Origin of the sequence: Desertivirga arenae (genome assembly GCF_017355785.1) — a bacterium.
GTDB classification, from domain to species: domain Bacteria; phylum Bacteroidota; class Bacteroidia; order Sphingobacteriales; family Sphingobacteriaceae; genus Desertivirga; species Desertivirga arenae.
Genome location: NZ_JAFEWE010000002.1, coordinates 483,827 through 510,564, shown reverse-complemented (window position 1 = coordinate 510,564; position 26,738 = coordinate 483,827). Strand labels below are relative to the sequence as shown.

Here is a 26,738-nt window from a genome sequence, read left to right as displayed (position 1 = left end):
CTATGAAGAAACTGCTACTCTCATTAATTATTATCCTTCAATATCTTCTGGTAAATGCCCAGTTACAGAACGATTCTTTGGAGTACAGGATCAAGCCTGATACTTCGAGAACCGGGAATCTGGAGCTTAGCTTATATAACTTCAACTTCCTGCGCAATTACGAATACTTCAATAAATTTCAGGATGGCTATACTTTATTCGGCTCGCAGCTGGAGCCTCGTTTAGTTTATTATCCCAACTCAAAGCTCCTGGTTAGTGCAGGTATACATGTCAGAAAGGACTTTGGTAAAGATGGGATTAATAAAACCTATCCTCTCTTTACTATAAAATATCAAAATAAAAATACAGCATTTATTACTGGTGTCCTTGAAAGCAATATCCATCACAGATTTATCGAACCTGTTTTCGATATAGAGCGAAAGATCAATGCTCCGATAGAATACGGAACTCAGGTCGTGATAAACAAGAAAAATTTGTTTCTGGACGCTTTTGTAAATTGGAACAGAATGATAGACCGCTATTCACCTGTTCAGGAACAGATCTTTGCCGGAGCTTCTGCCGATTTTGGAATATATAGCAAGGAAGGGTTTAAATTTTCTTTACCAATCCAGTTTCTTGTTTTCCATCAGGGCGGGCAAATAGACACAGATCCTAATCCGCTGCGCACTATCGCAAATACCGCATTGGGATTTAAAGCTCAGCTAGACCGTAAGGGATTCGTCAGGCAGTTGAAGACAGAAAACTATTTTGTCACCTATGCTGAATTCTCGCCAACCAAAACGGCAATATTCCAGGACGGAAGAGGTCTTTTTATAAACGCTTCCCTTGCCACAAAGTACGGGAGTTTAACCAGTTCTTACTGGGAAGGTAACCAATACATCTCCGTTACCGGAATGCCAATCTATCAATCTGTATCTCAGCAGATCGATAATCCTGGATACTCTGAGGATGTCAGAAAGCTTCTGATTTTAAGGTATACTTATCAAAGGCAGCTTGTAGCCAACCTTTACCTTGACTTTAGGGTAGAGCCTGTATTCGATTTGAAGAGTGCTGGTCAGAAAATGGATTTCTCGCACTCATTATTTCTGGTTTATAAGCAGGACTTCAAGCTTTTTAAACGGAAATAATTTTTGAGGGGATGCAACTATTTAACGCCTTTCATCCTCTAATCAATAAACAACATGAATTTAAGCCGCAAGTTGACAGTTGATGATTTGCTTTTGGCCCTGAAGAAAAACGACAGACGGGCACAGGAGCAATTATATAAACTGCTTGCATCCAAAATGCTGGGTGTATGTATGCGGTATGCTAAAGATACTTATGAAGCGGAGGATATGCTCCAGGTGGGATTTGTGAAAGTGTTTAAAAAGATAGCGGAGTTCAGAGGAGAAGGCTCTTTTGAAGGTTGGATAAGACGTATCATGGTAAATACCGCAATTGAAATTTACAGGAAAAACCAAAGGTCATTAAATGTAGTGGATATGGATGAAGTTTACGATGCCCCACAAACAACTTTTGATCTGAACTCCCTCGAAACAAAGGATTTGTTGAAACTAATTCAGCAATTATCTTTTGGTTACAGGATGGTGTTCAACTTGTACGCGATAGAAGGTTATTCGCATAAAGAGATAGGGGAACAATTAGGAATAACCGAAGGAGCTTCAAAATCGCAGCTTTCGAGAGCGAGGGCGATCTTGAAGGAGAAATTAATGAAAATGGAAGGTATTAGATATGCAAACCATGTCGGATAAGGAATTTGATAAACAGTTTAAAGATAAGTTCGAAGGTTTTGAACCGGAACCCTCAGCTTTTATATGGAGCGACATTGATGCAGAACTTGCAGCTTCTGAAAAAAAGCCGTTTCCCTGGTTTAGTGTTGCAGCAGCTAGCATGGTGGCAATTTTGACAGCTGGGATTTTGTTTGGCCCAGAGAAGCAGCATATGAAACTGTATAGCAAGGTGAAAACTGAAAAGCAAGATCTGAGTCCTAAGAAAACTCTTGCGAAAAACGCCCCTGTTTATGAAGTTGCAGAAATAGAACCTGCAATCGCCAGGCCTCTTAAAGATCTCAGTGTTGAAAGTGGTTTAAGTAAAGTAAAGCTTAATGAAAAGGAATTCCGCACTAAGGAATTAGAAGAGACTGATAACACCATTGCCTCGTCACAATTAACAAGCGAAGAAAGTGTACGTTACGACCAACCTGTTGATATAACTATTCCAAGCCGGTCTGATGAAGCTTTTTCTGCGGCGGCAAAATCCTCCACTATGCTCGCTTTTCATTCTCTACCAGATGATACTACATCGGATAGATCAAGACATAAGATCCGGTCGGTGGGCGATCTGGTAAATTTTGTAGTAAGTAAAGTAGATAAACGAAAAAATAAAATCATAGAATTCTCCAAGGATGACGAAGGGGAAGAGATATCGGGTTTAAACCTTGGAGTATTACAGTACAGAACACGCAATAATTAACATGAAAACTTATTTATTTACCCTGTTATTGGCTGCAGGAAGTTTAACTTCTATGGCTCAGGATTCATTATCCGTTGACTCGACCAAAGCCGTAAATGATAGTCCGAAATCTAAGAAGTCTATTAAAGTGGTTGGTGTGGAGATCGGGAAAAGCAAAGGTGATACAACCAGGAAAACATCTTCTAAATTTTCATTTCAGCTAACCTTCTCAAGGATAGATCTGGGCCTGGCAACATTCCTTGATCATGGAAGCTATACACTTTCTGATGAAAATAACTTTCTTGAGAATAAGCAATTTAAGACCAATAATTTTGGATTTGAATTCCTTCAAACCGGATACAGGTTCAATAGCTATTTTAAGATCTATTTAGCAGCAGGTCTTGATTGGAACCATATCCGTTTAAAACGAGATATAACTATCCTTCCTGATCAGCCTAAAATCTCATACAAAGAAGAGGAGATCGACTTCAAGAAGAACCGTTTTTCCAGCAACTATCTTCGTATCCCATTATCGTTTCAGTTCAGATCCAAAGATGATGGGAGAGGAAACAAAGTATATTTTGTCGCCGGACCAGAAGTGGGCTTCCTGATAACAGGAAAAACCAAGCAGGTAAGCAAGGAAATGGGTAAAGTGAAATATAAAGACGACTTTAACTTCAATCCTTTCCGCTATGGTGCCTTTGCAAGGGCAGGGTATAACGGAGTTGGCTTTTTTGTAAAGTATTATGCAAATGATGTCTTCGCAGATAATCAAGGCCCCAAAGACTTTAAAAATCTAAACTTCGGTTTAACAGTTGGGTTCTAAGCCGGAAGTCAGCTTTTCAAATCCTGCCTTATTTATTTCATCCAAAGACTTAGATTAAGATCAATAGGTTTTACCTTTGCGCCATGTTCAAATTCTCTTCCTGAATCTGAACATGGCTTTTTTTTATGAAGATATCCTGCGAAAACCCCGAAGAAGAATATAATTACACCCTTTCTGATATTCCCGAAGACCGTATTTTAACCGTAGAAGCTGTAAATAAGCAATATACAGAAAGTCCCTTTTCCGGTGTTAAATCCGCTAGTTTTAGTGTCGATAAAGGGCAGATCGTTGTAATAGTAGGCGAAAGTGGCAGTGGGAAAAGTACGCTTCTTAAACTGGTTTACGGGCTTATGTCGCCCGAAAGTGGTTTTGTGTTTTTCCGGCACGAGCAAGTGCGAGGCCCCGAGAAAAAGCTTATACCTGGACATGACGCTATGAAAATGGTCACGCAAGACTTCAGCTTAAACTCCTATGCTAAAGTGTATGATAACATAGCTTCCATGTTGCCCAACACCAATCTAGCTTATAAGTCCTCCAAAACTCAGGAAATGCTGTCTCTGATGCGAATAACGCATCTTGCACAGAAAAGGGTGATTGACCTGAGCGGAGGGGAGCAGCAAAGGGTTGCTATTGCGAAGGCTATTGTAACGGAGCCAGCCGTATTGTTGATGGACGAACCCTTCAGTCACGTAGATACGGTATTAAAAAGTCATTTAAGAGCAGATATACGTAGATTATCCAGGGAATTAGGAATCACTGTTGTAATTGTTTCTCATGACCCAGCAGATGGCCTTTCTATGGCAGATAAAATGATCGTAATGAGAAGGGGAGAAGTGGTAGAACAGGGTAATCCGAAAGAGCTCTATTATCAGCCAACATCTTTGTACACCGCACGTTTGCTTAGCGATTGTAATGTGCTGTCAAAAACAGAAGCAGAAGCTTTGAATCTTCAGGCTAGAGGAACCCTTGCAATCTTTCCTGAAAATATCCAGATCGATCGAGATGGAACAGGAGACTTTATGGTAAAAGATATTTTCTTTAAGGGGTTTTATAACGAGATCCTGATAGAAAAAGCGGGTGTGAGTTTAAGAGCACTTGTTACTGAAGCAGTGAAAGTTAGCATAGGAAACAAAGTCGCCGCAATAATTAAGGATTTCAGAGATTTTGAATCTGCTGATTAGCAGATTCAAAGAAGATTGAGTGCCCAGAAGCGGATTCGAACCGCTACGCCCATAAGGCGCCACCCCCTCAAGATGGTGCGTCTACCAATTTCGCCACCTGGGCATTTCGAGCCGCAAATATATACTCTAGAATTTAATTTCCGAGAAAAAAGTAAATTTCTTTCAATATTTAAAGGTAGAGATTGTCTGCATCAGAAGTTCTGGGATCTTCTGCTAATATTTCCATTTTAGGATTATCAATATAGTCAGCATACCAACGTATGGCTTCAATAACCAATATAGGGTCGTCGCCGCTATAATGCGAGGTCTCGAATACAAGTAGCTTTCCGTTATCAGTTCCATAGAACTGCAACTCCTCCGGGTTCGCTTCAAATTCAGTATCGTCTAAACAATAAACATGAATGCGTAAATCCCCATCCCTATGTCTAATCACATCCCTGCATGCATTATGCGGGTCCTTTACCAACAGAAAAACAGACTGATCCATACAACAATTTACTTAAAGTATAAGTGAGGAGGTTTTCAAAATGTTTCAAAATTCGGTATTAATACGTACTTTTTTAATAGTTTGTTAATAAAAACCTTCTCATTTGCTGTATAAACTATGTTTTAAATCATTTCTTAAATAGCTAAGAAAGACTATTTAATATTTTTCTGGCTGTAAATAAGTAGTTTAAGAGGCTGGAGTTGAAAAAGTGAAAATTGTACTTGCAGGCAATGCTTAATAGCCGTACATTTGCATCACTTTAAACGAAACGGTTAAACGTTCCGAAAAAAGTTGATTCCGTAGCTCAGCTGGTAGAGCATTACACTTTTAATGTAGTGGTCCTGGGTTCGAATCCCAGCGGGATCACGGAGAAATCCAAAAATAGTAAAAGCCTCTTAAAACAGGAGGCTTTTATTTTTAAAAATAGACATAATACAATCGATAATAAAATATTGATTCCGTAGCTCAGCTGGTAGAGCATTACACTTTTAATGTAGTGGTCCTGGGTTCGAATCCCAGCGGGATCACAAAAAGGCGCCAAAAAGGCGCCTTTTTTGTTTTTACCCTTCTTCTTTATAACTCTCTTAGCTAAATTGTGTAACGTTCCGGTGACATACTATCCTTTAAAATATTAAAACCTATAATTTCGCACCAACACAACGCACACACTAACACATACTCTCACACCAGGTGAAATTGATATTAAAGGATATATCTGTAAGGCTCTTAGCCTTAATTACTCTGATATTTTATATCAATACGGTCACCTATACAGGTCACCCGTCTCCAAGAACCATAGGTGCTTTCGTTAATAAAGCAAAGCACGTAAAGCTTAAGACGGCAACTGCAAAATGTACAACCCTTGTTATTACCATATTGAGGGAGATCTCTGATGTTCCTCTTAGCGAGCGTCATTGTCAACGTGGCCTCTTTTCCAAGTTCTACAATTTCTTATCCCATGTTTATGTAGATCTTGTTGCCAAAGTATATAGTCTCGTTTTCTACTCTTTGCAGCCCCTTACTACCTTTGACGTTCCAAGGCAACTTGTAGTAACAAAGCTAACGGTTCTTCCCGGCTACTATAGCTTCCTGTTCAGGTTAAAACCCTTCTGATTCAGCTTTCCTTGCTTTTAAAAATTAGGATAATTACGAATTAGTCGTCTTGTCCCTGGCTAGCTATGTCTATCCCTAGGATAAGGTTTTAACTGTACAATCATCATGAACAAAAATTTAAGATCAATATTTTTAATAGTACTTAATTTATACTTAGTTGCCTGCTCTTCGGAAAAAAGTTCGCAACACAAAGAAAATAAAACAGAATACCCTGTGGTACAGGTTTCCACTATAGACACCACACTGTATTCGGAGTATGTCGCAGATATTCAGGCTGTAAAGAATGTCGAATTGAGAGCACGGATCTCGGGCTTTTTAGAGCGAATATATGTGGATGAAGGACAAGAGGTAAAGAAAGGCCAATTGTTATTCAGCCTGAATAATACAGAACAAAATGCCGGCGTTAAGAGCGCCGAAGCTAATTTAAACAATGCCCTGGCCGAAGCTAAGGCAACAAGTCTGGATCTTCAAAGGGTTAAGCTTCTTGTGGATAAGAACGTTTTATCCCGTTCGGCGCTGGAGCTGGCTTTCGCCAAGAACAATGCGTCGAAGGCTAAAGTAGATGATGCAAAGGCATCACTTGTACATGCTCAGGCACGACTCTCCTATACCAATATACGATCTCCTTTTAATGGGGTGATTGACAGATTGCCTTTAAAATCAGGGAGTTTAGTTGAAGAAGGAACTTTGCTTACTTCTGTATCCGACCTAAACGCCGTTTATGCCTACTTCAATATTTCTGAAAATGAGTACCTGAGCTATAGCAGGGGAATTAAGTCAGACCCTTCAAGTAAATTCCACAAGGTCGGGCTAAGTCTGGCCGATGGTACCTTATTTCCTGGCGAAGGTAAAATTGAAACATCTGAGAGCGAGTTTCAGGAGAATACAGGTACCATTGCTTTCCGTGCCCGGTTCAATAATACACATAAGCTTCTCAAACACGGCGCTTCCGGAAAAGTGAGACTACCTAATATTCTTCGTAACGCAATCATAATCCCAGAGAAAGCTGTCCTTGAAATTCAGGACAAGAACTACCTGTTTATTGTGGATAACAATAATACCGTCAAAATGACTCCATTTATCCCCCTAAAAAGATTCGACGACTTTTACATTGTTGATTCTGGTATAAAAAAGGGGGATCGAATTGTATATGAAGGTATCCAAAACATCAAGGATGGCACCCGTATACAACCGAAGATCCTGACGATAGACAGTCTGTTAATCGCCGGTCACTAAGTAATGCCCTTATGGTATTTAACAACCTCTTTTTAAAGGGGACATGAATTCTTTTGACTAAAATTTAAGGAAATGTTTGAAGGTTTTATAAGGCGACCGATACTGTCGCTGGTTATCTCATTAATTATTATGTTGCTGGGAGCTTTAGCTCTCTTAAAACTACCCGTAACCCAATTCCCCGATATCGTTCCACCCTCGGTAACTGTAACGGCCAAATACACTGGAGCCAATGCAGAGGTATGTGCAAATACCGTTGCTATTCCGCTTGAAAAGGCAATCAATGGAGTACCCGGTATGACTCATATGTCTTCTGTATCAAGTAATAATGGTACTACTTTAATCCAGGTCTTTTTTAAGGTGGGTACTGATCCCGACGTTGCTGCTGTAAACGTTCAGAACAGGGTAACAACTATTTTAGATGAACTTCCCGAAGAGGTGATCAAAGCTGGCGTAACAACCGAAAAGGAAGTGAACAGTATGTTGCTTTACCTGAATATCTATAGCGATAAAAAGGAGATGGACGAGCGGTTCATCTACAACTTTGCCGATATAAATATTCTTAAAGAGCTTAAACGTATAGACGGTGTTGGTTTTGCTGAAATAATGGGACTAAGGGACTATGCAATGCGGGTATGGGTAAAGCCCGATAAGCTTCAAGCTTATAGGGTCTCAACAGAAGAGGTTATCCAGGCCATAAAAAATCAAAATGTAGAAGCGGCTCCCGGCCAAACAGGTGTCAGTTCTGATTCGGATCCTAATATGCTTCAGTACGTTCTCAGATATACAGGAAAATTCTTTAAACCAGAACAATATCAGGATATTGTTATCCGTGCTAATAGTGATGGAACTGTTTTGCGGCTAAAGGACGTTGCCAACGTATCTTTTGGTTCTCTTAGTTACGGAATGGTTTCAAAAACGAACGGACAACCTTCTGCATCCATCATGTTAAAACAGAGGCCCGGTTCAAACGCCCGCGATGTGATCAATAATGTGAAGGAGCGTATGGCAGAGTTACAGGAAAGCTCATTTCCTCCGGGCATGACTTACAATATGGGCTACGACGTTTCCCGTTTCCTGGATGCTTCCATTAGTGAAGTGTTAAAAACGCTTCTGGAGGCATTTATCCTCGTATTTATTATCGTCTATATTTTCCTTCAGGATTTTCGCTCTACCTTAATTCCGGCCCTGGCTGTACCGGTGGCTCTCATCGGAACCTTCTTTTTAATGGATGCTCTGGGTTTCTCTATCAATCTTCTTACCCTGTTTGCATTGGTTCTGGCTATTGGTATTGTGGTAGACAACGCGATTGTTGTGGTGGAAGCAGTGCATGCAAAAATGGAAGAGGATCCATCATTGTCGCCACTCGACGCTACCATCGGTGCTATGAAAGAAATTGCCGGGGCAATTGTAGCTATCACATTGGTAATGTCGGCCGTTTTCGTACCGGTCGCTTTTATGACAGGTCCAGTCGGCGTATTCTACAGGCAGTTCTCACTAACACTGGCAATATCAATTGTGATCTCTGGTATTAATGCCTTGACATTAACCCCTGCTCTTTGCGCTATTATGCTTCGAAATTCTCATGAGCATGCGTCATCAGGTAATTTCGTTCAGCGTTTTTTTAAGGGCTTTAACCGGGGGTACAACAAGGTGTCGGGAAGATACGGTCTTCTGCTTTCAAAGATTGCCGGTAGAAAAGGTGTTACTCTCGCGTTACTTGCCTTCTTTTTTGTAGCCACCTGGGGTGTCAACTCCATACTACCTACGGGATTTATTCCTACCGAGGATCAGGGAATGATTTACGTCAACGTTACAACTCCGCCAGGGGCTACAGTAGAAAGAACGGAAAAAGTGCTGGACGAAATAGATCGAGTTACACGAACTTTCGAATCGGTCGAATCTGTTTCCACCCTGGCCGGTTTCAGTTTGGTGAACGATGTGGCAGGAGCTTCCTACGGAATGGGAATGATCAATCTTAAAACCTGGAAGGAGCGGGACGTTTCTGTAGAAGAGGTGATTAAACAGCTGACTGAACAGACCCGTCATATTACCGATGCCTCTATCGAGTTTTTTCCTCCTCCAACAGTGCCGGGATTTGGTAATTCCAGCGGATTTGAACTAAGGGTGCTTGATCGTTCAGGCAGTGATGATCTCAACCGGACAGCAAAAGTTACAGATGATTTTATCGCCGCATTGCGTGCAGCTCCCGAAATTGGTAGTGCATTCAGTAGCTTCAATCCGAACTTCCCGCAGTATCTCATCCATGTAGACTACGATATGGCTGCAAAGAAAGGTGTAACGGTAGATAGGGCGATGAGCACCCTGCAGACCCTTCTGGGGAGCGAGTATGCCTCAAACTTTATCCGTTTTGGGCAAATGTACAGGGTAATGGTACAGGCTGGTCCCGAATACCGGACAAAACCTGATGATGTTTTGCGCCTTCAGGTAAAGAATGATAAAGGTGAAATGGTTCCCTTCTCAACCTTCATTAAAATGGAGAGGGTATTTGGTCCAGAGCAGCTAACCCGCTATAACATGTACACTTCTGCAATGATCAACGGCGATGCCTCTCCCGGATACAGTAGCGGTCAGGCTATTAAGGCAATAGAACGTGTAGCGAAGGAGAAGCTGCCAAAAGGCTTTGCTTTCGAATGGTCAGGTATGACACGCGAGCAGATACTGTCAGGTGATCAGGCGCTTTACATCTTTGCCATCTGCCTTGTGTTTGTTTACCTTTTGCTGGCGGCACAATATGAAAGTTTCCTGCTTCCCTTACCGGTAATTCTGTCTCTTCCAACCGGGATCTTTGGAGCCTTCCTTTCTCTTAAACTATTGGGACTCGAAAACAATATCTATGCGCAGGTTGCCCTGGTTATGCTTATCGGACTTTTGGGTAAGAATGCTATCCTGATCGTCGAATTTGCTATTCAACGACAAAAGGAAGGATTAACCGTGCTTGCAGCTGCAAAAGAAGGTGCATTGTCTCGCTTAAGACCAATACTTATGACCTCTTTTGCTTTTATAGCAGGCTTGATCCCACTTTGTATCGCTAGCGGTGCCGGCGCCATGGGGAACCGGTCCATTGGTACCGCCGCTGCAGGCGGAATGCTGATAGGTACTCTTTTCGGAGTTATTCTCATTCCCGGACTGTATGTCCTGTTCGCGTCAATGAAGAAAAAGAAGCCTGAATCCTCTTCAAACAAAAAAAGCAAAGAGGAAGAGAAGGTGGAAATACTGAGGGAAGATATTTATTCATAAAGAAACACCAGATGAAGTCAAGTTATAAATGGGCCATTGCAAGCCCTTTTTTCCTAATTATATCAGTTTTAATAAGTTGCAAGACCTTACCCAAAGCCAATCTTGCAAATACTCAACAGGTTCCTCATCAGTTTGAGGGAGTAACTGACACCCTAAAACACAACCTGGATTGGAAAGTGCTTTTCACAGACCCTCTCCTAAAAACAGTAATAGATACAGCACTTAAAAATAATTATGATTTAAGGATCGCTTTGAAAAGAGTATCTGTTGCCCGGGTTAATCTTCAAATGCAAAAAGCAGCAGTATTACCCTCTGTAAATGCCGAGGCATCAGCCGGACTAACAAAATATGGCGATTATACCATAGATGGTGTAGGTAATTATGATACTAATCTTTCTCCGAACTTAAATCCGGGGCAAAAGATACCAGACCCTGTTCCCGATTATTTCCTGGGTTTAAGGAGTTTTTGGGAATTGGATGTCTGGGGTAAAATGAAAAGCCGGAAAAAGGCAGCCTTTGTTCGTTTCCTGGCTTCCGAAAAAGGCAGGCAGTTTGTTGTTACGGCAGTAGTATCCCAGGTGGCTCAAATGTATTATGAACTGGTAGCCTTAGATACTGAACTTGAAGTTTTAAGAAGAAATATCAAATTACAAAGAACGGCTTTGGAAATGATGGAAATTCAAAAAGAGGGTGGACAGGCCACTGAGCTGGCGGTACAGCAATTTAAAGCCCAGCTACTCAACACGCAAAGCAGGGAGTTGCAGGTGCAGAGAAATCAGATTGAAGTCGAAAATCAATTAAACTATCTCATGGGGCGTTTCCCTCAGCCTATTGCAAGAGCTGGCAGTCTTACCTCAATTTCTCTTCCTGGTTTGGTAGCAGCAGGGTTTCCCTCTGAGATGCTCCTTCGACGACCCGATATCGCGGAAGCAGAATTGGAATTAAGGGCTTTTAAACTAGATATCAACGTTGCCCGTAAAGCCATGTATCCCTCTTTAACGCTTAGTCCCTACCTGGGATACAATTCTTTCAAAGCCGCTACATTGTTTAATACGCCTGGTTCCCTGGCCTATGGCCTGCTCGGAGGCCTTTCTGCCCCAATCTTCAATCAGGGTATTTTAAGGCGAAACATGCAACGGACAGTTGTCGAAGCTGAACAGCAATTGCTGCACTATCAGAAGACGGTACTTAACGCCTTCATGGAAGTTACAACCAGATTAAAAGGAACACAGAACCTGAAGCAACAACTTAAAGTAAATCAGGAAGAGGTTGACGCTTTGAACAAGGCCGCCGAGGTTTCCCAGGACTTGTTCCTGGTGGGTTATGCTAACTATCTGGAGATAATTACTGCCCAGAAAAGCATAGTAGAGGCAGAGTTGTCTTTAACACGCACTAAACAGCAACTACTAGCTTCCACTATCGATCTTTACAGATCCTTAGGCGGGGGCTGGGAATAGAAATCCTATCTGATTCTGCTAAAAAAGTATTAGTTTGAGACTGAAAAAATGGTGTTTTTAGGATCCTGGTGGTAGAAGCTTTAATGATTTACTTTATGAGGCAAATGATCGAAAGGTTTACGAAGGTGCTGCTTCTCATTCTAATGTTCTTTCCATTGATAAAGGTATCTGAAGCAGCAGTTTCAGGATCTAATGCTAAGCGAAAGATCGTATTAATTGCAGGTGAGAAATCTCATCCCGCCGGAACGCATGAATACATCAAGACGGTGCGACTTATTAAAACCCTTCTCGATAATTCTAATGTAGCCGGAGCTGTAGAAACAGAAGTGCATCTGAATGGCTGGCCCCAGGACGAGAAGACGCTTGAAGATGCAAACCTCATTCTTTTTGCTTCCGACGGTAATGATGGTTACAATTTCGGTGATGTCCCTTTTTTTACTCCCGATCGAATGAAGGTGATGGAAAGGCAAATAAAAAGAGGTTGCGGCCTCTCTTTGTTACATTTTTCCACTTTTGCCACTTACCCTCTTGGCCAAACCCTCCTAAATTGGGCAGGAGGGTATTTCGACTGGCAAGACTCAACGGGTAAAAGAAAACCTTATTCTGCTCTTAAAGAAACAGAAGCAGAAATAAAGCTTCTCAATACCAATCATAGCATACATAGAGGAGTTAGACCTTTCAATATAAGAGACGAATTCTATTATAATATGAGGTTTTCTCAGCACTTGGAAGACTTTAGACCTTTACTGTCTGTCCCTCAATTGGGGAGTGAATTAGAAAATGGTAATGTAGTTGCATGGGCTTTAAACAGGACTGATGGAGGCAGGGCTTTTTGTTCAACTATGAATCACTATTATTCGAATTGGGAAAATGGAGATTATCGAAAGTTTATGCTTAATGGTATCGCTTGGGCATCAGGAGTTGAAATTCCTGAAAAGGGGGTAGAGGCAAGATTTTTTAATGATGAAGAGGTAACCAGTCATATTTATCATAAAACACTGAAAGCGCTTTTAATTACAGAACCGGGAATCGTAAAAGAAGGATCTAATACAGCCAACCTGAAAAAGGCATTAGAAACGGATAGAAGGATTTTGGTAGATGTAAGCTCTAATATTAATGATATCTGGCAATACAACCTTCGCGACTATAATCTTCTTGTCCTGAACCGTAAGGACACTTCCGGGATCAATAAGTATTCGAAAGAGGTTCTGGAGAACTATTTAAAAAATGGCGGCGCGCTGATCTCTCTTGTATTTCATTATCCTTCTTCTGGTCGTCCATCTGATATAAACACAGCAGGCTGGCCCGAATACAGGTCCATTTTCAGACGGGAGATAGTGACAGACCAGTATAGCAATAAAAGAGAGGCAGTAACTATTGAAGGGCGCTTAAACAAGCCTCGATTCAAAAAGCTGCAATTGAACCTTTATGACGGATTGATGCTCCAAGGTGAGATGCCGGTAACCACCTTTTTCTCTTTTAAATACAATCATTCCGGAAAAAGCATTCCCGCCGCGTGGACCTATCCCTATGGAAAGGGAAGAGTTGCGCAAAGTATTTTAGGATTGCAATCCTCTGATTTTAATTCAAATAGGCTAAGGGAGCTGTTTGCAGAAATAGTTTCTGAAGTAATTGACTGGCCATAACAAAAAGAGAGTTACGATACAGGCGAGATGAGGGATAAAAAAGTATTGCAAATAATCAATTAAATACTGTCTGTTTCTAGGGTATTTCTATTCCTTTGAATATCAAAAATGCCAAATATGATAAACCAAATTAGAAAGCTGATTCCCCTTGTATTACTGTGTCTTACAATAGTAGCTAATGCCCAACCCGGACTTCAAAGCAATGCCGTGAAAAAAGATTGGTGGCATATAGACGTTCTCCATCCCTACAAATTACCACAAGGCATCAAAAAGATGAGTTATATCAAAGTAAAGGGGAATACCTTTGTGGATGAAAGTGGTAAAATCATCGTATTTAAAGGGCTTTCCATCTCGGATCCCGACAAGTTAGTTAAGGATGGTCACTGGAACAAAAAACACTTCGAGGTTATAAAAAGCTGGGGCGCGAATGTAATTCGCATTCCTGTACATCCCGTAGCCTTCCATCAGCGCGGAGTAGTAGAATATGTGAAACTTCTTGACGAAGCGGTAAACTGGTGCTCGGAATTGGGTATTTATGTGATCATTGATTGGCACGCCATTGGTAATCTTCCAATGGAGATCTTTTCGCAGGACATGCATAATACTTCTAAGAAGGAAACCTTCAACTTTTGGAGATTGATTGCCGAGCATTATAAAGATGTACCCACAGTTGCCTTTTATGAGCTGTTCAATGAACCCACCACCTACGAAGGACAATACGGTACAGCAAGCTGGGAGGAATGGAAACAATTGATGGAAAAGCTGATCGACCTTGTCTTTGTTTATAATAAAAACGTTATTCCTCTTGTTGCCGGTTTCAATTGGGCATACGACCTTACGCCAGTTCGCGAAAATCCTATTGCCCGTGAAGGTATCGCTTATGTTACCCATCCCTATCCGGGTAAGCGCGCCGTGCCAAGAGAGCCTAAGTGGGAACTTGATTTCGGATTTGTCGCTGATAAATATCCGGTGGTAGCAACAGAGTTGGGCTTTATGAAAGGCGATGAAGATGTTAATCTGAAAGATGACGGCGTTTATGGTAAGTCTATCGTTAACTACTTTAATAAAAAAGGAATTTCCTGGGTGGTTTGGGTGTTCGACCCCGAGTGGATCCCTCAAATGATCGAAAACTGGAACTATGAGCCCACCGGTCAGGGCAAGTTTTTCAGAGATGTTTTCCAGGGAAAATTTAAATACGATAAATAAAAGCTCAGTTGCATACAATTTAAAGCCGCAGGTAAGGATCTGCGGCTTTTTTGTTTTTACCTCCTTTGAATAAAGGTAAAAAAGGCTGGAATTTAAATAGTTATGGCTAAAAAAGTATTATTTAAATGAAGCTAATTCACTGAGATTTACAAGAGTAACCAATAAAACTTACAAGCCATCATGAAAGTAGGAATTGACAGCTACTGTTTTCATCGACTTTTCGGTGAAGTGTATCCCGGGCAGAAGAAGCCGGAGAAAGAGCTTTCTTTTGAAGAATTTTTATTAAAAGCCGATGATTTGAATATTGAGGGAGTTTCTCTCGAATCATGTTTCATTCCACGATTTGATAAAGAATACCTGGAAGGTATAAAACATCATCTCGACCTGTCAGGAATGGACAGGGTATATGCCTGGGGGCATCCGGACGGACTAGAGGGAGGCAGGAATGAACGGGCATTTGAAGAAATGATAGAGCATATTGAATATGCTGATCAGATAGGAGCAAAGGTAATGCGTGTTGTCGGCAGCAGCCTCCAGTTTCGTTTTGAAGATCATCAGCCACAATTGGAGAAGTTAAGCCGGATGTTCGCTGAAGCCACCAGATTTGCTGAGAAATACGGCATCAAACTCGCAGTCGAAAATCATATTGACTACAATTCTGACGAAATTCTGCAATTGGTGACCAATGTAAACTCTTCCCATTTCGGTGTGAATTTCGACAGCGGAAATTTTCTCCGGGTTCTTGACGATCCTATTCAAGCCATGGAGAAGCTGGCGCCTTATGTTTTTGCAACGCATATAAAAGATCTTCGCCCGGTAAAAGGGGTACCTGTAAATGAATGGTATTTCTTTTCCTGTGTGCCAACAGGCGAAGGTCTTATTGATAATGCCCGTCTTGCTCAAATCCTCCATCAGCATAATTACGAAGGCTTTTTAGCTGTAGAGATCGATTTTCTTCATCCGGAATATGGTAATCAGGAAGAGCTGGTGGTTAAGCGCAGTTTAGAGGTGTTATGGGGAATTGCAGACAGGCTTACTTATGCATAAGTTGAACATAGGCATTGTCGGTTACAAATTCATGGGCAGAGCCCATAGCAATGCATGGATCAAAGCACCTTTATTTTTTGATGTTCCAGCACAGCCGGTACTTAAAGCTGCTTGCGGCCGTCATCAGGAATCACTGCAGGACTTCGCAAATAAATGGGGCTGGCAGGAAACAGAAACAGACTGGCGGAAGCTGATTGCCCGCCAGGATATCGATATCATAGACATCGCCTTGCCTCAGCATCTGCATTATGATATTGCTATCGCTGCTGCAAAGGAAGGCAAGCATATCTTTTGCGAAAAACCCTTAGCAATGACCAGCAGGCAGGCGGAGGAAATGCTACGGGTTTGTGAGGATAACGGTGTAGTTCACTACTTAAACCACAATTATCGGCGTACTCCCGCAATTTCCTTAGCGAAGAGAATGATTGAAGAAGGTCGTTTAGGACGCATCTTTCATTGGCGTTCTGCTTACCAGCAGGACTGGATCGTAGACCCTGAATTTCCACTTACCTGGCAATTGCAGAAAGAAACGGCCCAGGCTGGTCCCCAGTGGGACCTTAACTCCCATTGCGTTGATCTTGCCCGGTTCCTTGTGGGTGAAATAAGTTCTGTCACTTCCTTGCAAACTAACTTCATAAAGGAAAGACCAATTGCCGACGAATCAACGTCCGGTAATCTTCAGGCAGAAAGTAAGGGAGATGAAATGGGCGAAGTAACGGTTGAAGATGCGGCATTAATGCTGGTGCAATTCGAAAATGGAGCAGTAGGATCTTTTGAAGCAACCAGGTTCGCCACAGGCAGAAAAAATAAGTTGTCTTTTGAAATTTATGGAAGCAAAGGCAGCATCACGTTTGATCTGGAGCGGATGAATGAACTGCAATATTTTTCTAATGAGGATTCAGGCGATCTGCAAGGTTTTCGAACAATCCTTGCCACAGAGCCTTCCCATCCCTATGTGAAAAGCTGGTGGCCTCCTGGTCATATCATCGGATATGAACATTCCTTTATCCACGCCGCAGTTGACTTTCTAATTGCAGTGCAGGGAGAAGGCTCAATAAGTCCAAACTTCAACGACGGACTGAAAACACTGGAAATACTAGAGGCGGGAGTCGCTTCTGCAGAAACAAAACAACAAATAACACTTAATAGAGAAGAAAATGGAATCAAACAAAGAGAAGTTCCTGAGGGACGGCTATGTAATTATTGATGTGCTTACCCAGCCGGAGATCGATGAGTTCAGAGAGATCATGGACGAATTGATCAGCCCTAAAATTAAAGCTGAAAGTACGGAGAAGCGGAGTTCTTCCTTCCAGCACCTCGGAGATAATATTTCTGATTTTGCTAAGGAGGCACGTCAGTATTATTTCCACTTGTTGACGAAGCCGGGTACAGAGCCTATTTTGCATGCCTTTCATCATCCGGTGATCCTTAAGGCGGTCGAAGAGCTGATCGGTCCTAACCTGATCGTTAACAATGCATCCATTCTGGCTGCAAACGTAGGTACAGAATATTCCCTCGGATGGCATCGCGACGTCATTCAGATCCCGCAGAATGAAATCGAGGATTGGTTGTTCTCTCCTGAGCGCTTCCATAACAGCGTGCAGATCAATCTTCCATTGGTAGAAGAAAACTCCTTATGGATCGTTCCAGGAAGTCATAATCGCCCTAATAACGCAGCAGAAAACGCGGCATTTGGTGGCTCTAAGCATTACGCTCCCGTAGGTGTTGAAATGCCGGGAGGGGTTCCTGTTCAATTAAAAGCAGGTCAGGCGGTACTCTATAATAATAACCTCATCCATCGTGGCTTTACCGAAAAGATGAAAGTTCCCCGACGTACTTTACACATGGGCTACCATAGTGCGGCTTATCCTCCAACCTGGCATTTTTACCTTCTCAACTCCGAGCTTCTTACTCCCGAATACCTCGAGCGTCTCAGTCCCACCATGAAAAAAATGATGGAAGAATATCTGGAATGTCGCAGGCAATATCCAGACATGGCTGAAACCTGGAAAAGGGAATATAATTTCCCTGAAGAATTTTCATTGCAATAGCCTATCTTGCAAACACCCTGTAACCGCTATAAGAAAAGCCCTACTTTCTTCAGCAGTTACAGGATGTTGTTCTTTCCTATATTCCCTGTTTCATACACGCTTCTGCCTTTTCAAACTAACCATATTCAACTAAAGATCAATTATGAAAGAAATTAACAAGAACAGATTATTTATTGCCAGTAGTATCGCGCTGGTGGTTACGGCGCTCACTTTTGCTATACGTGCAAATTTGTTAGGAACCCTTGCTGCCGAATTTGGCCTAAGTCCGAAAGAAATCGGAGAGGTTTCTTCAGCTGCCTTTTGGGGATTCACCATTGCCATGTTCGTTGGTGGGCCTGTTTGCGATAAAATAGGAATGGGAAGGATGTTTGCTATTGCTTTTTTCAGTCACCTTATTGGTATCGTTTTAACCATTTATTCAACTAATTACGTTACACTGTTTTCATCTACATTGCTCGTTGGAATTGGAAATGGGTTTGTAGAATCCGCTAGTTATGCAATGGTCAGCAGTTTATATACAGAGCAAAAGACTAAAAAGATTAACGACTGGCACATTTGGTTTCCCGGAGGAATTGTGATCGGAGGAGTGATAGCTTATTTGCTCACGTTAATAAATGCGGGTTGGAAGGTGCAAATGCTGGTGATGGTCTTGCCTACTCTCATTTATGGTGCAATGTTCATCGGACAAAGGTTTCCAGTGTCTGAACGTGTCAGCAAAGGCGTTTCTGATAAGGAAATGTTTCGGGCATGCTTAAGTCCGCTATTCCTGTTTATGATATTTTGCATGCTTCTTACCGCAGCCACAGAACTAGGTACTAACCAATGGATAGCAGAATTATTATCAACGGTTGGCGTTCCATCCATACTCTTACTGGTATTTATCAACGGAATTATGACCATTGGCAGGGCTAACGCTGGCTTCATTCTAAACAGGGTGTCAACAACAGGTTTACTACTTTTCTCTGCATTGTTTTCATTTGCCGGATTGTTATGGCTTAGTATCGCCCAGGGGTATTCAGCTTTTGCAGCAGCAGGCATCTTTGCCATGGGAGTGTGCTTTTTCTGGCCAACAATGATCGGATTTGTATCAGAGCGATTACCAAAAACAGGGCCTCTAGGAATGTCCGTGATGGGTGGCGTTGGATTACTTTCTACATCTATTGTGCTTCCTCTTTTTGGAATCGTGTATGAACAGCAGATCAGCAGCGCTGCTGGTGGAGCAGCAGACACCGAATTGCTGAAAAACGCTTCAGAGGGTTCTGTGTTGGCCATCCAGTGGGCTCAGATCAAACTTGCAGCGGGTGCTGCTACCCTTCGCTATGTTGCTGTACTGCCCGCAATTTTAATAATTGCCTTTACCGTTTTGTATTTCAAGCTTAAAGGAAAAGCATCAGGAAAGGTAGTTTCAAAAGATGTCGGACTAGTATTAGAGTAGCTTAAAAGATTGTTTCCTACAAACCTTGGCTAAAAAAGTATTGCTTTAGGGATAGAAATAAAGCTAGTTTTGGATACTGACCATTAGATAAACGAAGGCTATTAACAACCTTCTTTGCTTAGGCGGCATATTGGCTTTTATGAGAATTAGTACTAACCCTGATCTTCAAACCTCTAAAGGTTTCTCTCGCATTATTGCAGCGGGCCTTTTTATCATCGCTTTAAGTGGATGTGTAAAAGGGAGGCTTTACCAAAGGACTGTCGACTGGGATCATGCGGGAGGAAATGCGGGACAAACCAAGTATTCAGAGCTTGATGAGATCAATACCGATAATGTTAAAGACCTAAAGGTAGCCTGGGTATATAACTCAGGCAATATGGCCGGTAATGTACAGTGTAATCCCCTCATTGTCGGAGGAGCAATGTACGTTACTACACCGGCCCACGAGGTGATTGCTCTCGATGCTACAAACGGAAAAGAGTTGTGGAGGTTCAATCCTTCCAGAGAAGGTGAAAGCCTGGGAGGTATTAACCGGGGACTGGCCTACTGGAAATCGGGAGGGAGGGGAAGTATCCTGTTTACGGCAAACAATTATTTATACCAGATAGACATGTATACCGGCGAACCGGTGGAGTCTTTCGGATACAATGGCCGTGTAGACCTGAATGAGGATCTGGTTCGTCCTGAATCAGAGATGGCCATCACATCACCCGGATCTCCTACCGTCTGCGGCAACCTGGTGATAACAGGTGCACTAAGCTGGGGCGCTCCATCTAACGTCAGTGCTTTTGATGTTAAGACCGGAAGACGGGTATGGATATTCAATACGATTCCACAACCCAAGGAGTTTGGATATGATACCTGGGGCAATAAGGATTTTTGGAAAAAGGGTGCGGGAGTCAACTCCTGGTCCGGAATAACATTAGACGAGGAAAATAAAATGATATTCTTCTGCACCGGCCAACCTAAAGACGACTTTTACCGCTCAGACAATAAGGGTGCGCAGCTCTATGGCAACTGTATAGTGGCATTAGATGCAGAAACGGGTCAGCGTAAATGGCATTATCAGGCTATCCATCACGATCTGTGGGACCTCGATCTCCCTGCTGCTCCCATTCTGGCAACAATCAATCATAAGGGCAAAAAGCTGAAAGCGGTGATACAGCTTACCAAAACAGGGAATACTCTTCTTTTTGACAGGATCACGGGAGAGGTTCTGTCAAAAGTTGAAGAGGTGCTTGTTCCCGCCTCAACCCTACCCGGAGAATATGCCTATCCAACCCAGCCACGGGTAAGCTGGCCAGAGCCTTTTGCACGACAAGTGGTCAGAGGAAATGAACTTACCAATCGTACCCCTGAAGCCCATGCTTACGCCCAGAAGGTTTTTAATTCAGCTGACGCCGGCTGGTTCATTCCTCCAAATAAAAAGGGAATACTTTACTATGGCATTCACGGTGGTGCAGAATGGGGTGGCGGTTCTTATGATGAAAAAGAGAATGTCTTGTATGTTAACTCTAATGAGCTGGCCTGGTACATCCGGATGAAAGATATTAACGAAATGCCAGTGGGCGAAAAAGCCTCAAAGCTTAGTCCCGGCAAAGCAGTATTTCTAAAAATGGGATGTCCCAGCTGTCACGGTGCCAACCGTGAGGGGCAGGGAAGCATTCCTAACCTTACCAGGGTTGACCAAAAGTATAAGCAGGAAGATCTGATGAAGATTGTCAAGAAGGGTAAAAATGCCATGCCTGCCTTCCCTCAGATCGAGGAGAAAGACTTGCTTGATTTGACCAACTTCTTACTCAATAAAGAAAATGCCAACGCTGTTGTCGCAAAAAATAAACCTGAATACCGTTCTCTTGGTTATGAAAAGTTCCTTGACCCAGACGGCTATCCTGCCACTGCACCTCCCTGGGGAACGCTTAATGCACTTGACCTGAATAGTGGTAAGATAAAGTGGAAAGTGCCCTTAGGTGAATATGAGGAGCTTAAAAAGAAGGGCATGGCCACAACCGGAACTGAGAATTTTGGCGGCAGTATTGTGACAAAAGGAGGCTTAGTATTTATTGCTGCAACCCGTGATGAAAAGTTCAGGGCTTTCGATAAAAAAACAGGCAAGATCCTTTGGGAAACCAAGCTTCCATACGGAGGATATGCTACACCTGCAACCTATTCAGTTGAGGGTAAGCAATATGTAGTAATTGCAGCAACCGGGGGCGGAAAGCTTGGAGGAAAAACAGGAGATGCTTATGTCGCTTTTGCATTGCCTGACTAGCAGTTAAATCAAACACACCATGTTAAAGAATAAATTACATCCCGTATTAGTCTTTCTCCTGCTCACCGGAGTATTTGCCGGCTGTATTGCAGGCCGGAAAGCCCGCTCCAATTCAAGGAGCATTTATTCCAGAGATAACCTTATTGCCTGGTGCATTGTACCTTTTGACGTAAAAGAGCGAAATGCAGAACAACGTGCGCAAATGCTTAACAAGCTGGGCATAACGATGGAGGCATATGACTGGAGGGATAAGCACGTGACGGCCTTTGATGAAGAGATCCAGACGCTCAGGAAGCATAACATTAAATTACAGGCGTGGTGGTTGTATTCAGGCCCCGATCCTGAAAAGGAAGGCAACATCAAATTGATCCTCGATGCACTTAAACGCAATAATGCGAAAACAGAGATCTGGTTCATGGTTGGCGGGATTGACCTCAGCAATATGAGTCAGGAAGAGAAGATTAAAGCTATAGCCAAACCTGTCAGGTATATTGCTACAGAAGCAGCTAAAATAGGATGTAAAGTAGCGCTTTATAATCATGGCGGCTGGTATGGAGAACCCGAGAATCAGCTGGCAGTGATCGAACATCTGAAGTTACCGAACATTGGAATCGTTTATAACTTCCATCATGCCGAAGAACAGGTAGAACGTTTCCCCCAGTTCTTTCCTAAAATAAAACCCTACTTATATGCTGTAAACCTCATGGGACTAAAAGGAACCAATCCATCAAAAGTAGTGGCAGTTGGGCAGGGTGACCAGGAAGCGAAGATGATGAAGCTGGTTAAGGATAGCGGCTACAAAGGGCCTATCGGAATCATTAACGAAGAAACCCATCCTGATGCCGAACAAGGCTTGAAGATAAATATGGAGGGCGTTGCTAAAGTAGCTGAGGCTATTGGCGACGAACAAGCTGTAAGCAGCTATAAACAGTAAAATTGGTTTATTTTCTATATAATTGGTTTATGATGGGCCTTCTCCCATAGAGGGCTCATTCCTTAATTTTCAATCCTTCTTATTGAACCTGGGCGTGCCTCTATTAGAGCAACTCAATCAGTATATAAAGATCTATTGCTATTAAAAAACTCATTCTTATGAAAAAGATTGCACTGTTCCTATTCCTTTTATTACCCATTTTTCTTGTTAAAGCTCAATCTCCTTCCACTATAGCCGGCAACCGGTTTTTAACCTTCAATGCTATTATAAGAGTAAATCAGATCGAGGCAGGGCGAACCCAGAATATTGGAGAAGATGAAAGATCTCTTCATACTCCTGATCGCGTTATAAACTTTAGAAATGCTATTCAAAAAGGCTTTCCTGGAGCAAGAATTACCTGGGCCCTTAGCTGGCTCGCTCTGCACGATTCAACGGCTAACTATAAAAAAATCAGAGAGCTTGTAGTGGCGTACAACAAACGGTTTGGTGATGAAGTGACATTTATTCCCGGGGCCTACTTTTCCAATGCCTATAACACGCGTGAACAAGTTAATAAAGATCTGCACCAAGGATTAGCGCGAGTGACGGAGATCGTTGGCAATGGATATCGTCCTAAATGTGTGGTAGCCGGTTTCCTTGCTGCTGCTAATCTTAAGTATCTGGCCGGGAAGGAGGATATTCATGTTTGTCAGGGCAATATCTGGAGCCAGTATTCTATAGATAATCAGGATGGGGAAGGCTCAGTAGTTTATCCCTATTATCCATCCACCGAACATTTCTGTAAACCAGCCCAGGGCAAGTCTGATCTTATTGATTGCGTTAATCTCGACGGTTGGACCATGGATTTTCTGGCAGCACGCAGGGAAGGCTTTGCAGAAGGGTTTAACAGTCGTCTTGGGGTAGGCCCAATTGAAACACTGGGAAAGTTTGGAGAAGAAACCGGCTTGAAAGAAATGATGCATACTACGGCTATTCATTTCGATGAGGGCTATAAATTGAACAGGTTCGCCTGGGTGACCGTCAACTGGGAGGTATCACTGGATATTCCTGTTAGTGGCTTAACTGCCTGGGTTCAGCAGGTGAAAGAACGGTGGCCCGAAACGAAGTTCATCACCATGGGCGAGTTTGGACTTCAATGGAGAAAAGAACATAAAAGCAACGATTTTAATTACAGGTTCGTTCAAAGGGGCAGTGGCATCGGTGGTTCAGACAGAAACATGGAGATCAAATGGCTGATGAATAAGAACTTTCGGTTAGCCTTACTTCGCGACTGGCAAAAGAATGAGCCCTTTAAGGTGATTGATTTTACAAGATACGACCTGCCTGCAAAGGAGCCCCAGGTACTAACGCGAAACTGGAGCCTGTTGGGGCAAATCAATCAGAAACAAACCAGGGAGCAGGATAAACCGCTTAGCTTCTCAGAGCTTTCTGAAAATGACAAAAAGCTCATAGAGAAGCACTATCCGGGACTATTGAATAAGCATTAGCTGCCTCCCTGTCTTTTATTTCTCAAGGATAAGTAACCAATCATTACCAAATCCTGAACTAGGAGGTGTGAAGACATTGCCCGTGACTTTGGCCCTGAACTTTATTCCCGTTCTGGGATCAAACCACCAGGCCCTGCGCTTTGCACCTTTTTTTACAACAACGTCTTGACCAAGGGCAAGATAGACCAATGCGTAGGAATCGTCTGCCGCGCTTGCTGACGCGATATAAGTACTGTCATCTCCACCCTGCCCGGAAATAAGTCCCTCATCAGGTACCAGCTTTGAAAAGTCGTATTTAGTAAATACCTTTTTCAGATGTCTCATCTGATTCGCACCCGATCGGTCAAGGGCACCAGTCCAGTCCGTCAAGGTTGGTATGACAGGGGTATCACCCTTCCTGAACATCTGCCAAACCGAGTTGTGTCCATAAGTGTAACCGCAGGCCCCTGATAGTAAGTTCCAATAGGCATGTACCCGCACATCATAGTCGGTAAAGAAACCTTTTTTGAAATGCTCTTTCTTTACCAGAAGTCCATCCTTATCCAAAATAGCGTCAGGAACACTTTTCTCTTTAGTAAAATCCATAAAGGCCCAAAATTCAACCGGGATATCTTCATATGCAGGTTCTGCATCCAGGCTTGGTTTTACAGGGGTCTTAAAATAGTCGGCTTTTGCCAATTGATAAACAGGCATAAAACGATGGGCATGGCCAGACTGGTAAACGTTGAAATCAATCCAGTTTTCGTTTTGAAACCACTTTGAAGAGGATTGTTCCCCTGCGGGATGATAAGTTATCAACTGGTCGGTAGAATTGCCATTTCTTAAAGCTACTGCCATTGCTTTCCAGATATCAAAAGCTTCCTGGTTTTGTACGTTCCGGTCGCCGCCCAACATCCAGATCACGTTCTTCTGTGGATACCTGTGGGCTAAAAAACTACCATAAGCCGCAGCATTTTCATTATTGAAAATAACAGGACCTTTTCCTGGCCGGTCGTTCGGTACTTTATCCGCCCACGTGGGTAAAATAACCATGTAAATTCCGAGAGACTTCGCCTTGTTTACAATAGCATCTATAAGTTCAAAATAAGGGATATTTGGTTGAGTGGGATCCAGTTCCTTAAAAGGCAGTTGCCCATAAGCATTCGGGGTTCTTAGTCCGTCTGTTTCCGATAGGATAACCGCTTGGATAACGTTAAATCCTTGTTTTTTACGCTTTTCTAAAAAGTAAAATGCCTCTTCTTTCCTCAGCTTATGGAACAATTCCCAGGCCGTGTCGCCGATCCACAAAAAAGGTTTGTGCTCCTCTGTCTCTATATATCTTCCATTGTTACTTATGCGTAATGCCTGGCCATAACTACAGTACTGTGTTAGAAGAAGCCAAATAAATAGCAGGTGTTTTTTATTCATGGTTTATCCATCGTTAGTAGAAGCGAATGTACTAAGAGCGATTTTTAAATAAATGAGGATACGGTTTATAAATAAGTTTCGGGTAAAAAAGTATTATATAAAGCGCGCTGCAGCTTTTACTTTTGAATAACTAATCATCCGGATCTTCAAGCTGGTAAAGATCCGCATACCTTTTAATTACTTACACACATTCAAGGATGAAAAAAATAACTTGTTCGCTATTGATCTTACTATCTGTTGCCATTAGCAAGGCGCAGGTAAATTCAGCATCCAAACCCTTTGGAGTTAACCTTGCCGGTGGCGACTTTGGTTCTAATATTCCAGGTGTCTTTAATAAAGATTACACTTATCCGGGCGAGGCGGATCTGGATTACTTTAAAAAGAAAGGACTGAATTTGATCAGAGTCCCTTTTTTATGGGAGAGACTGCAACCGGTTATGGGGGCCGACTTAGACAAACAGGAGCTCGGGCGCTTCATGGCAGTAGTTGATGCTGCAGCCAAAAGAGGAATGATGGTGCTGCCCGATATGCACAACTATTGCCGCCGTAAGGTAGGCAATGATTGGAAACTGATCGGTACTCCTGAAGTTCCGGTTGAAGCTGTAGCTGATGCCTGGGCCAAAATAGCTGTCGAACTAAAGGATAAGAAAAACATCTGGGGTTATGGTTTGATGAATGAACCGCATGACATGCCAGCTGCCGACTCCTGGTTTACTATAGCTCAGGCTATTATTTCCAAAGTCAGATCTGTTGATCCTAAAACGACTATTGTTGTCGGTGGCGATAGCTGGAGCTCCGCTGAACGCTGGCCTTCTTACAGTGGTAATCTGAAGAACCTCGTCGATCCTTCTAACAATCTAATATACGAAGCACACATTTACTTCGACGAAAACTCGTCCGGAGCTTATAAATTTCCCTACAGCAAAGAGCTGGCAACAGCAGAAACCGGCATCGTAAGGGCCATGCCATTTGTAGAATGGTTAAAAGCGAATAAACTGAGAGGGTTTATAGGAGAATACGGAGTTCCGGATAATGATCCGAAGTGGTTGGTCACATTAGATAAGCTCTTAAACTATTTACAGCAAAACGGCGTTAATGGTACCTACTGGGCTGCGGGACCCTGGTGGGGCGATTATCATCTGGCAGTTCAGCCCCGTAACGGTTCAGACCGTCCGCAAATGCAAATATTAGGCAAATACTTGCAGGCAAAGTAGTAGCTTTACCGCCTACCAATTACGAACTAA

At 42.6% G+C, this 26,738-nt stretch carries 21 protein-coding genes and 3 tRNA genes; 21 read left to right on the top strand and 3 right to left on the bottom strand.

The features are described from left to right. Positions 1 to 2: 2 nt before the first annotated feature. The 5 genes from J4N24_RS06115 (at position 3) to J4N24_RS06095 (ending at position 4,458) form a co-directional block, all read left to right on the top strand. Positions 3 to 1,127, top strand: a complete 1,125-nt coding sequence (locus tag J4N24_RS06115; RefSeq protein WP_207532772.1) for a lipid A deacylase — start codon at positions 3 to 5, stop codon at positions 1,125 to 1,127. Between the two features lie 54 nt (positions 1,128 to 1,181). Continuing rightward, on the top strand, positions 1,182 to 1,751 hold the full coding sequence (locus J4N24_RS06110) for an RNA polymerase sigma factor (protein WP_207532771.1): 570 nt from the start codon (positions 1,182 to 1,184) through the stop codon (positions 1,749 to 1,751). Then, entirely contained in the window at positions 1,741 to 2,472 is a 732-nt protein-coding gene (locus J4N24_RS06105; protein WP_207532770.1) for a hypothetical protein, read from the top strand. The genes J4N24_RS06110 and J4N24_RS06105 overlap by 11 nt, the downstream gene beginning before the upstream one ends. Position 2,473: 1 nt before the next feature. Further along, on the top strand, positions 2,474 to 3,277 hold the full coding sequence (locus J4N24_RS06100; protein ID WP_207532769.1) for an outer membrane beta-barrel protein: 804 nt from the start codon (positions 2,474 to 2,476) through the stop codon (positions 3,275 to 3,277). Positions 3,278 to 3,402: 125 nt separating this feature from the next. After that, a complete protein-coding gene (locus tag J4N24_RS06095; protein WP_207532768.1) occupies positions 3,403 to 4,458 on the top strand; it encodes an ABC transporter ATP-binding protein in 1,056 nt (351 codons plus the stop codon). A 20-nt stretch (positions 4,459 to 4,478) separates the two neighbouring features. On the opposite strand, the gene J4N24_RS06090 is transcribed toward J4N24_RS06095, so the two are convergent. Both J4N24_RS06090 and J4N24_RS06085 read right to left on the bottom strand, forming a co-directional pair. Beyond that, a tRNA-Leu gene (locus J4N24_RS06090) sits at positions 4,479 to 4,561 on the bottom strand. Positions 4,562 to 4,627: 66 nt separating this feature from the next. Beyond that, complete coding sequence (locus J4N24_RS06085) at positions 4,628 to 4,945, bottom strand: hypothetical protein (RefSeq protein ID WP_207532767.1); 318 nt, start codon at positions 4,943 to 4,945, stop codon at positions 4,628 to 4,630. 293 nt (positions 4,946 to 5,238) lie between these two features. Between J4N24_RS06085 and J4N24_RS06080 the strand changes: the two genes are divergently transcribed. The 15 genes from J4N24_RS06080 (at position 5,239) to J4N24_RS06015 (ending at position 24,087) form a co-directional block, all read left to right on the top strand. Beyond that, positions 5,239 to 5,311 (top strand) — tRNA-Lys (locus tag J4N24_RS06080). Between the two features lie 88 nt (positions 5,312 to 5,399). Beyond that, positions 5,400 to 5,472 (top strand) — tRNA-Lys (locus J4N24_RS06075). Positions 5,473 to 5,635: 163 nt separating this feature from the next. Further along, positions 5,636 to 6,058: a hypothetical protein gene (locus tag J4N24_RS06070; protein WP_207532766.1), complete on the top strand. Its 423-nt coding sequence runs from the start codon at positions 5,636 to 5,638 to the stop codon at positions 6,056 to 6,058. Between the two features lie 105 nt (positions 6,059 to 6,163). After that, the gene (locus tag J4N24_RS06065; protein WP_207532765.1) at positions 6,164 to 7,294 is read left to right on the top strand and encodes an efflux RND transporter periplasmic adaptor subunit; all 1,131 of its coding nucleotides are present in this window, start codon (positions 6,164 to 6,166) and stop codon (positions 7,292 to 7,294) included. 72 nt (positions 7,295 to 7,366) lie between these two features. After that, positions 7,367 to 10,552, top strand: a complete 3,186-nt coding sequence (locus J4N24_RS06060; RefSeq protein ID WP_242691527.1) for an efflux RND transporter permease subunit — start codon at positions 7,367 to 7,369, stop codon at positions 10,550 to 10,552. Between the two features lie 11 nt (positions 10,553 to 10,563). Then, positions 10,564 to 12,009, top strand: coding sequence for a TolC family protein (locus J4N24_RS25515; RefSeq protein WP_242691526.1), 1,446 nt, complete (start codon positions 10,564 to 10,566; stop codon positions 12,007 to 12,009). Positions 12,010 to 12,113: 104 nt separating this feature from the next. After that, the gene (locus tag J4N24_RS06055; RefSeq protein WP_207532764.1) at positions 12,114 to 13,655 is read left to right on the top strand and encodes a ThuA domain-containing protein; all 1,542 of its coding nucleotides are present in this window, start codon (positions 12,114 to 12,116) and stop codon (positions 13,653 to 13,655) included. Between the two features lie 117 nt (positions 13,656 to 13,772). After that, entirely contained in the window at positions 13,773 to 14,861 is a 1,089-nt protein-coding gene (locus tag J4N24_RS06050; RefSeq protein ID WP_207532763.1) for a glycoside hydrolase family 5 protein, read from the top strand. A 180-nt stretch (positions 14,862 to 15,041) separates the two neighbouring features. After that, complete coding sequence (locus J4N24_RS06045; protein ID WP_207532762.1) at positions 15,042 to 15,908, top strand: sugar phosphate isomerase/epimerase family protein; 867 nt, start codon at positions 15,042 to 15,044, stop codon at positions 15,906 to 15,908. Beyond that, the gene (locus J4N24_RS06040; RefSeq protein ID WP_207532761.1) at positions 15,901 to 17,115 is read left to right on the top strand and encodes a Gfo/Idh/MocA family protein; all 1,215 of its coding nucleotides are present in this window, start codon (positions 15,901 to 15,903) and stop codon (positions 17,113 to 17,115) included. Before J4N24_RS06045 ends, J4N24_RS06040 begins: the two co-directional genes overlap by 8 nt. Continuing rightward, the gene (locus J4N24_RS06035; RefSeq protein ID WP_207532760.1) at positions 17,066 to 17,959 is read left to right on the top strand and encodes a phytanoyl-CoA dioxygenase family protein; all 894 of its coding nucleotides are present in this window, start codon (positions 17,066 to 17,068) and stop codon (positions 17,957 to 17,959) included. The genes J4N24_RS06040 and J4N24_RS06035 overlap by 50 nt, the downstream gene beginning before the upstream one ends. A gap of 142 nt (positions 17,960 to 18,101) precedes the next feature. Beyond that, positions 18,102 to 19,394 carry an MFS transporter gene (locus J4N24_RS06030; RefSeq protein ID WP_207532759.1) on the top strand — a complete coding sequence of 431 codons (1,293 nt, stop codon included), beginning with the start codon at positions 18,102 to 18,104 and terminating at the stop codon, positions 19,392 to 19,394. Positions 19,395 to 19,533: 139 nt separating this feature from the next. Further along, positions 19,534 to 21,666, top strand: a complete 2,133-nt coding sequence (locus J4N24_RS06025; RefSeq protein WP_207532758.1) for an outer membrane protein assembly factor BamB family protein — start codon at positions 19,534 to 19,536, stop codon at positions 21,664 to 21,666. Between the two features lie 19 nt (positions 21,667 to 21,685). Then, positions 21,686 to 22,600, top strand: a complete 915-nt coding sequence (locus J4N24_RS06020) for a sugar phosphate isomerase/epimerase family protein (protein ID WP_207532757.1) — start codon at positions 21,686 to 21,688, stop codon at positions 22,598 to 22,600. A 158-nt stretch (positions 22,601 to 22,758) separates the two neighbouring features. Then, on the top strand, positions 22,759 to 24,087 hold the full coding sequence (locus J4N24_RS06015; protein ID WP_207532756.1) for a DUF3863 domain-containing protein: 1,329 nt from the start codon (positions 22,759 to 22,761) through the stop codon (positions 24,085 to 24,087). A gap of 15 nt (positions 24,088 to 24,102) precedes the next feature. Here the strand turns inward: J4N24_RS06015 and J4N24_RS06010 are convergent, their stop codons facing one another. Then, positions 24,103 to 25,494 carry a glycoside hydrolase family 140 protein gene (locus tag J4N24_RS06010; protein WP_207532755.1) on the bottom strand — a complete coding sequence of 464 codons (1,392 nt, stop codon included), beginning with the start codon at positions 25,492 to 25,494 and terminating at the stop codon, positions 24,103 to 24,105. A gap of 197 nt (positions 25,495 to 25,691) precedes the next feature. On the opposite strand from J4N24_RS06010, the gene J4N24_RS06005 reads away from it, so the two are divergent. Next, the gene (locus J4N24_RS06005; protein WP_207532754.1) at positions 25,692 to 26,708 is read left to right on the top strand and encodes a glycoside hydrolase family 5 protein; all 1,017 of its coding nucleotides are present in this window, start codon (positions 25,692 to 25,694) and stop codon (positions 26,706 to 26,708) included. Positions 26,709 to 26,738 lie beyond the last annotated feature (30 nt).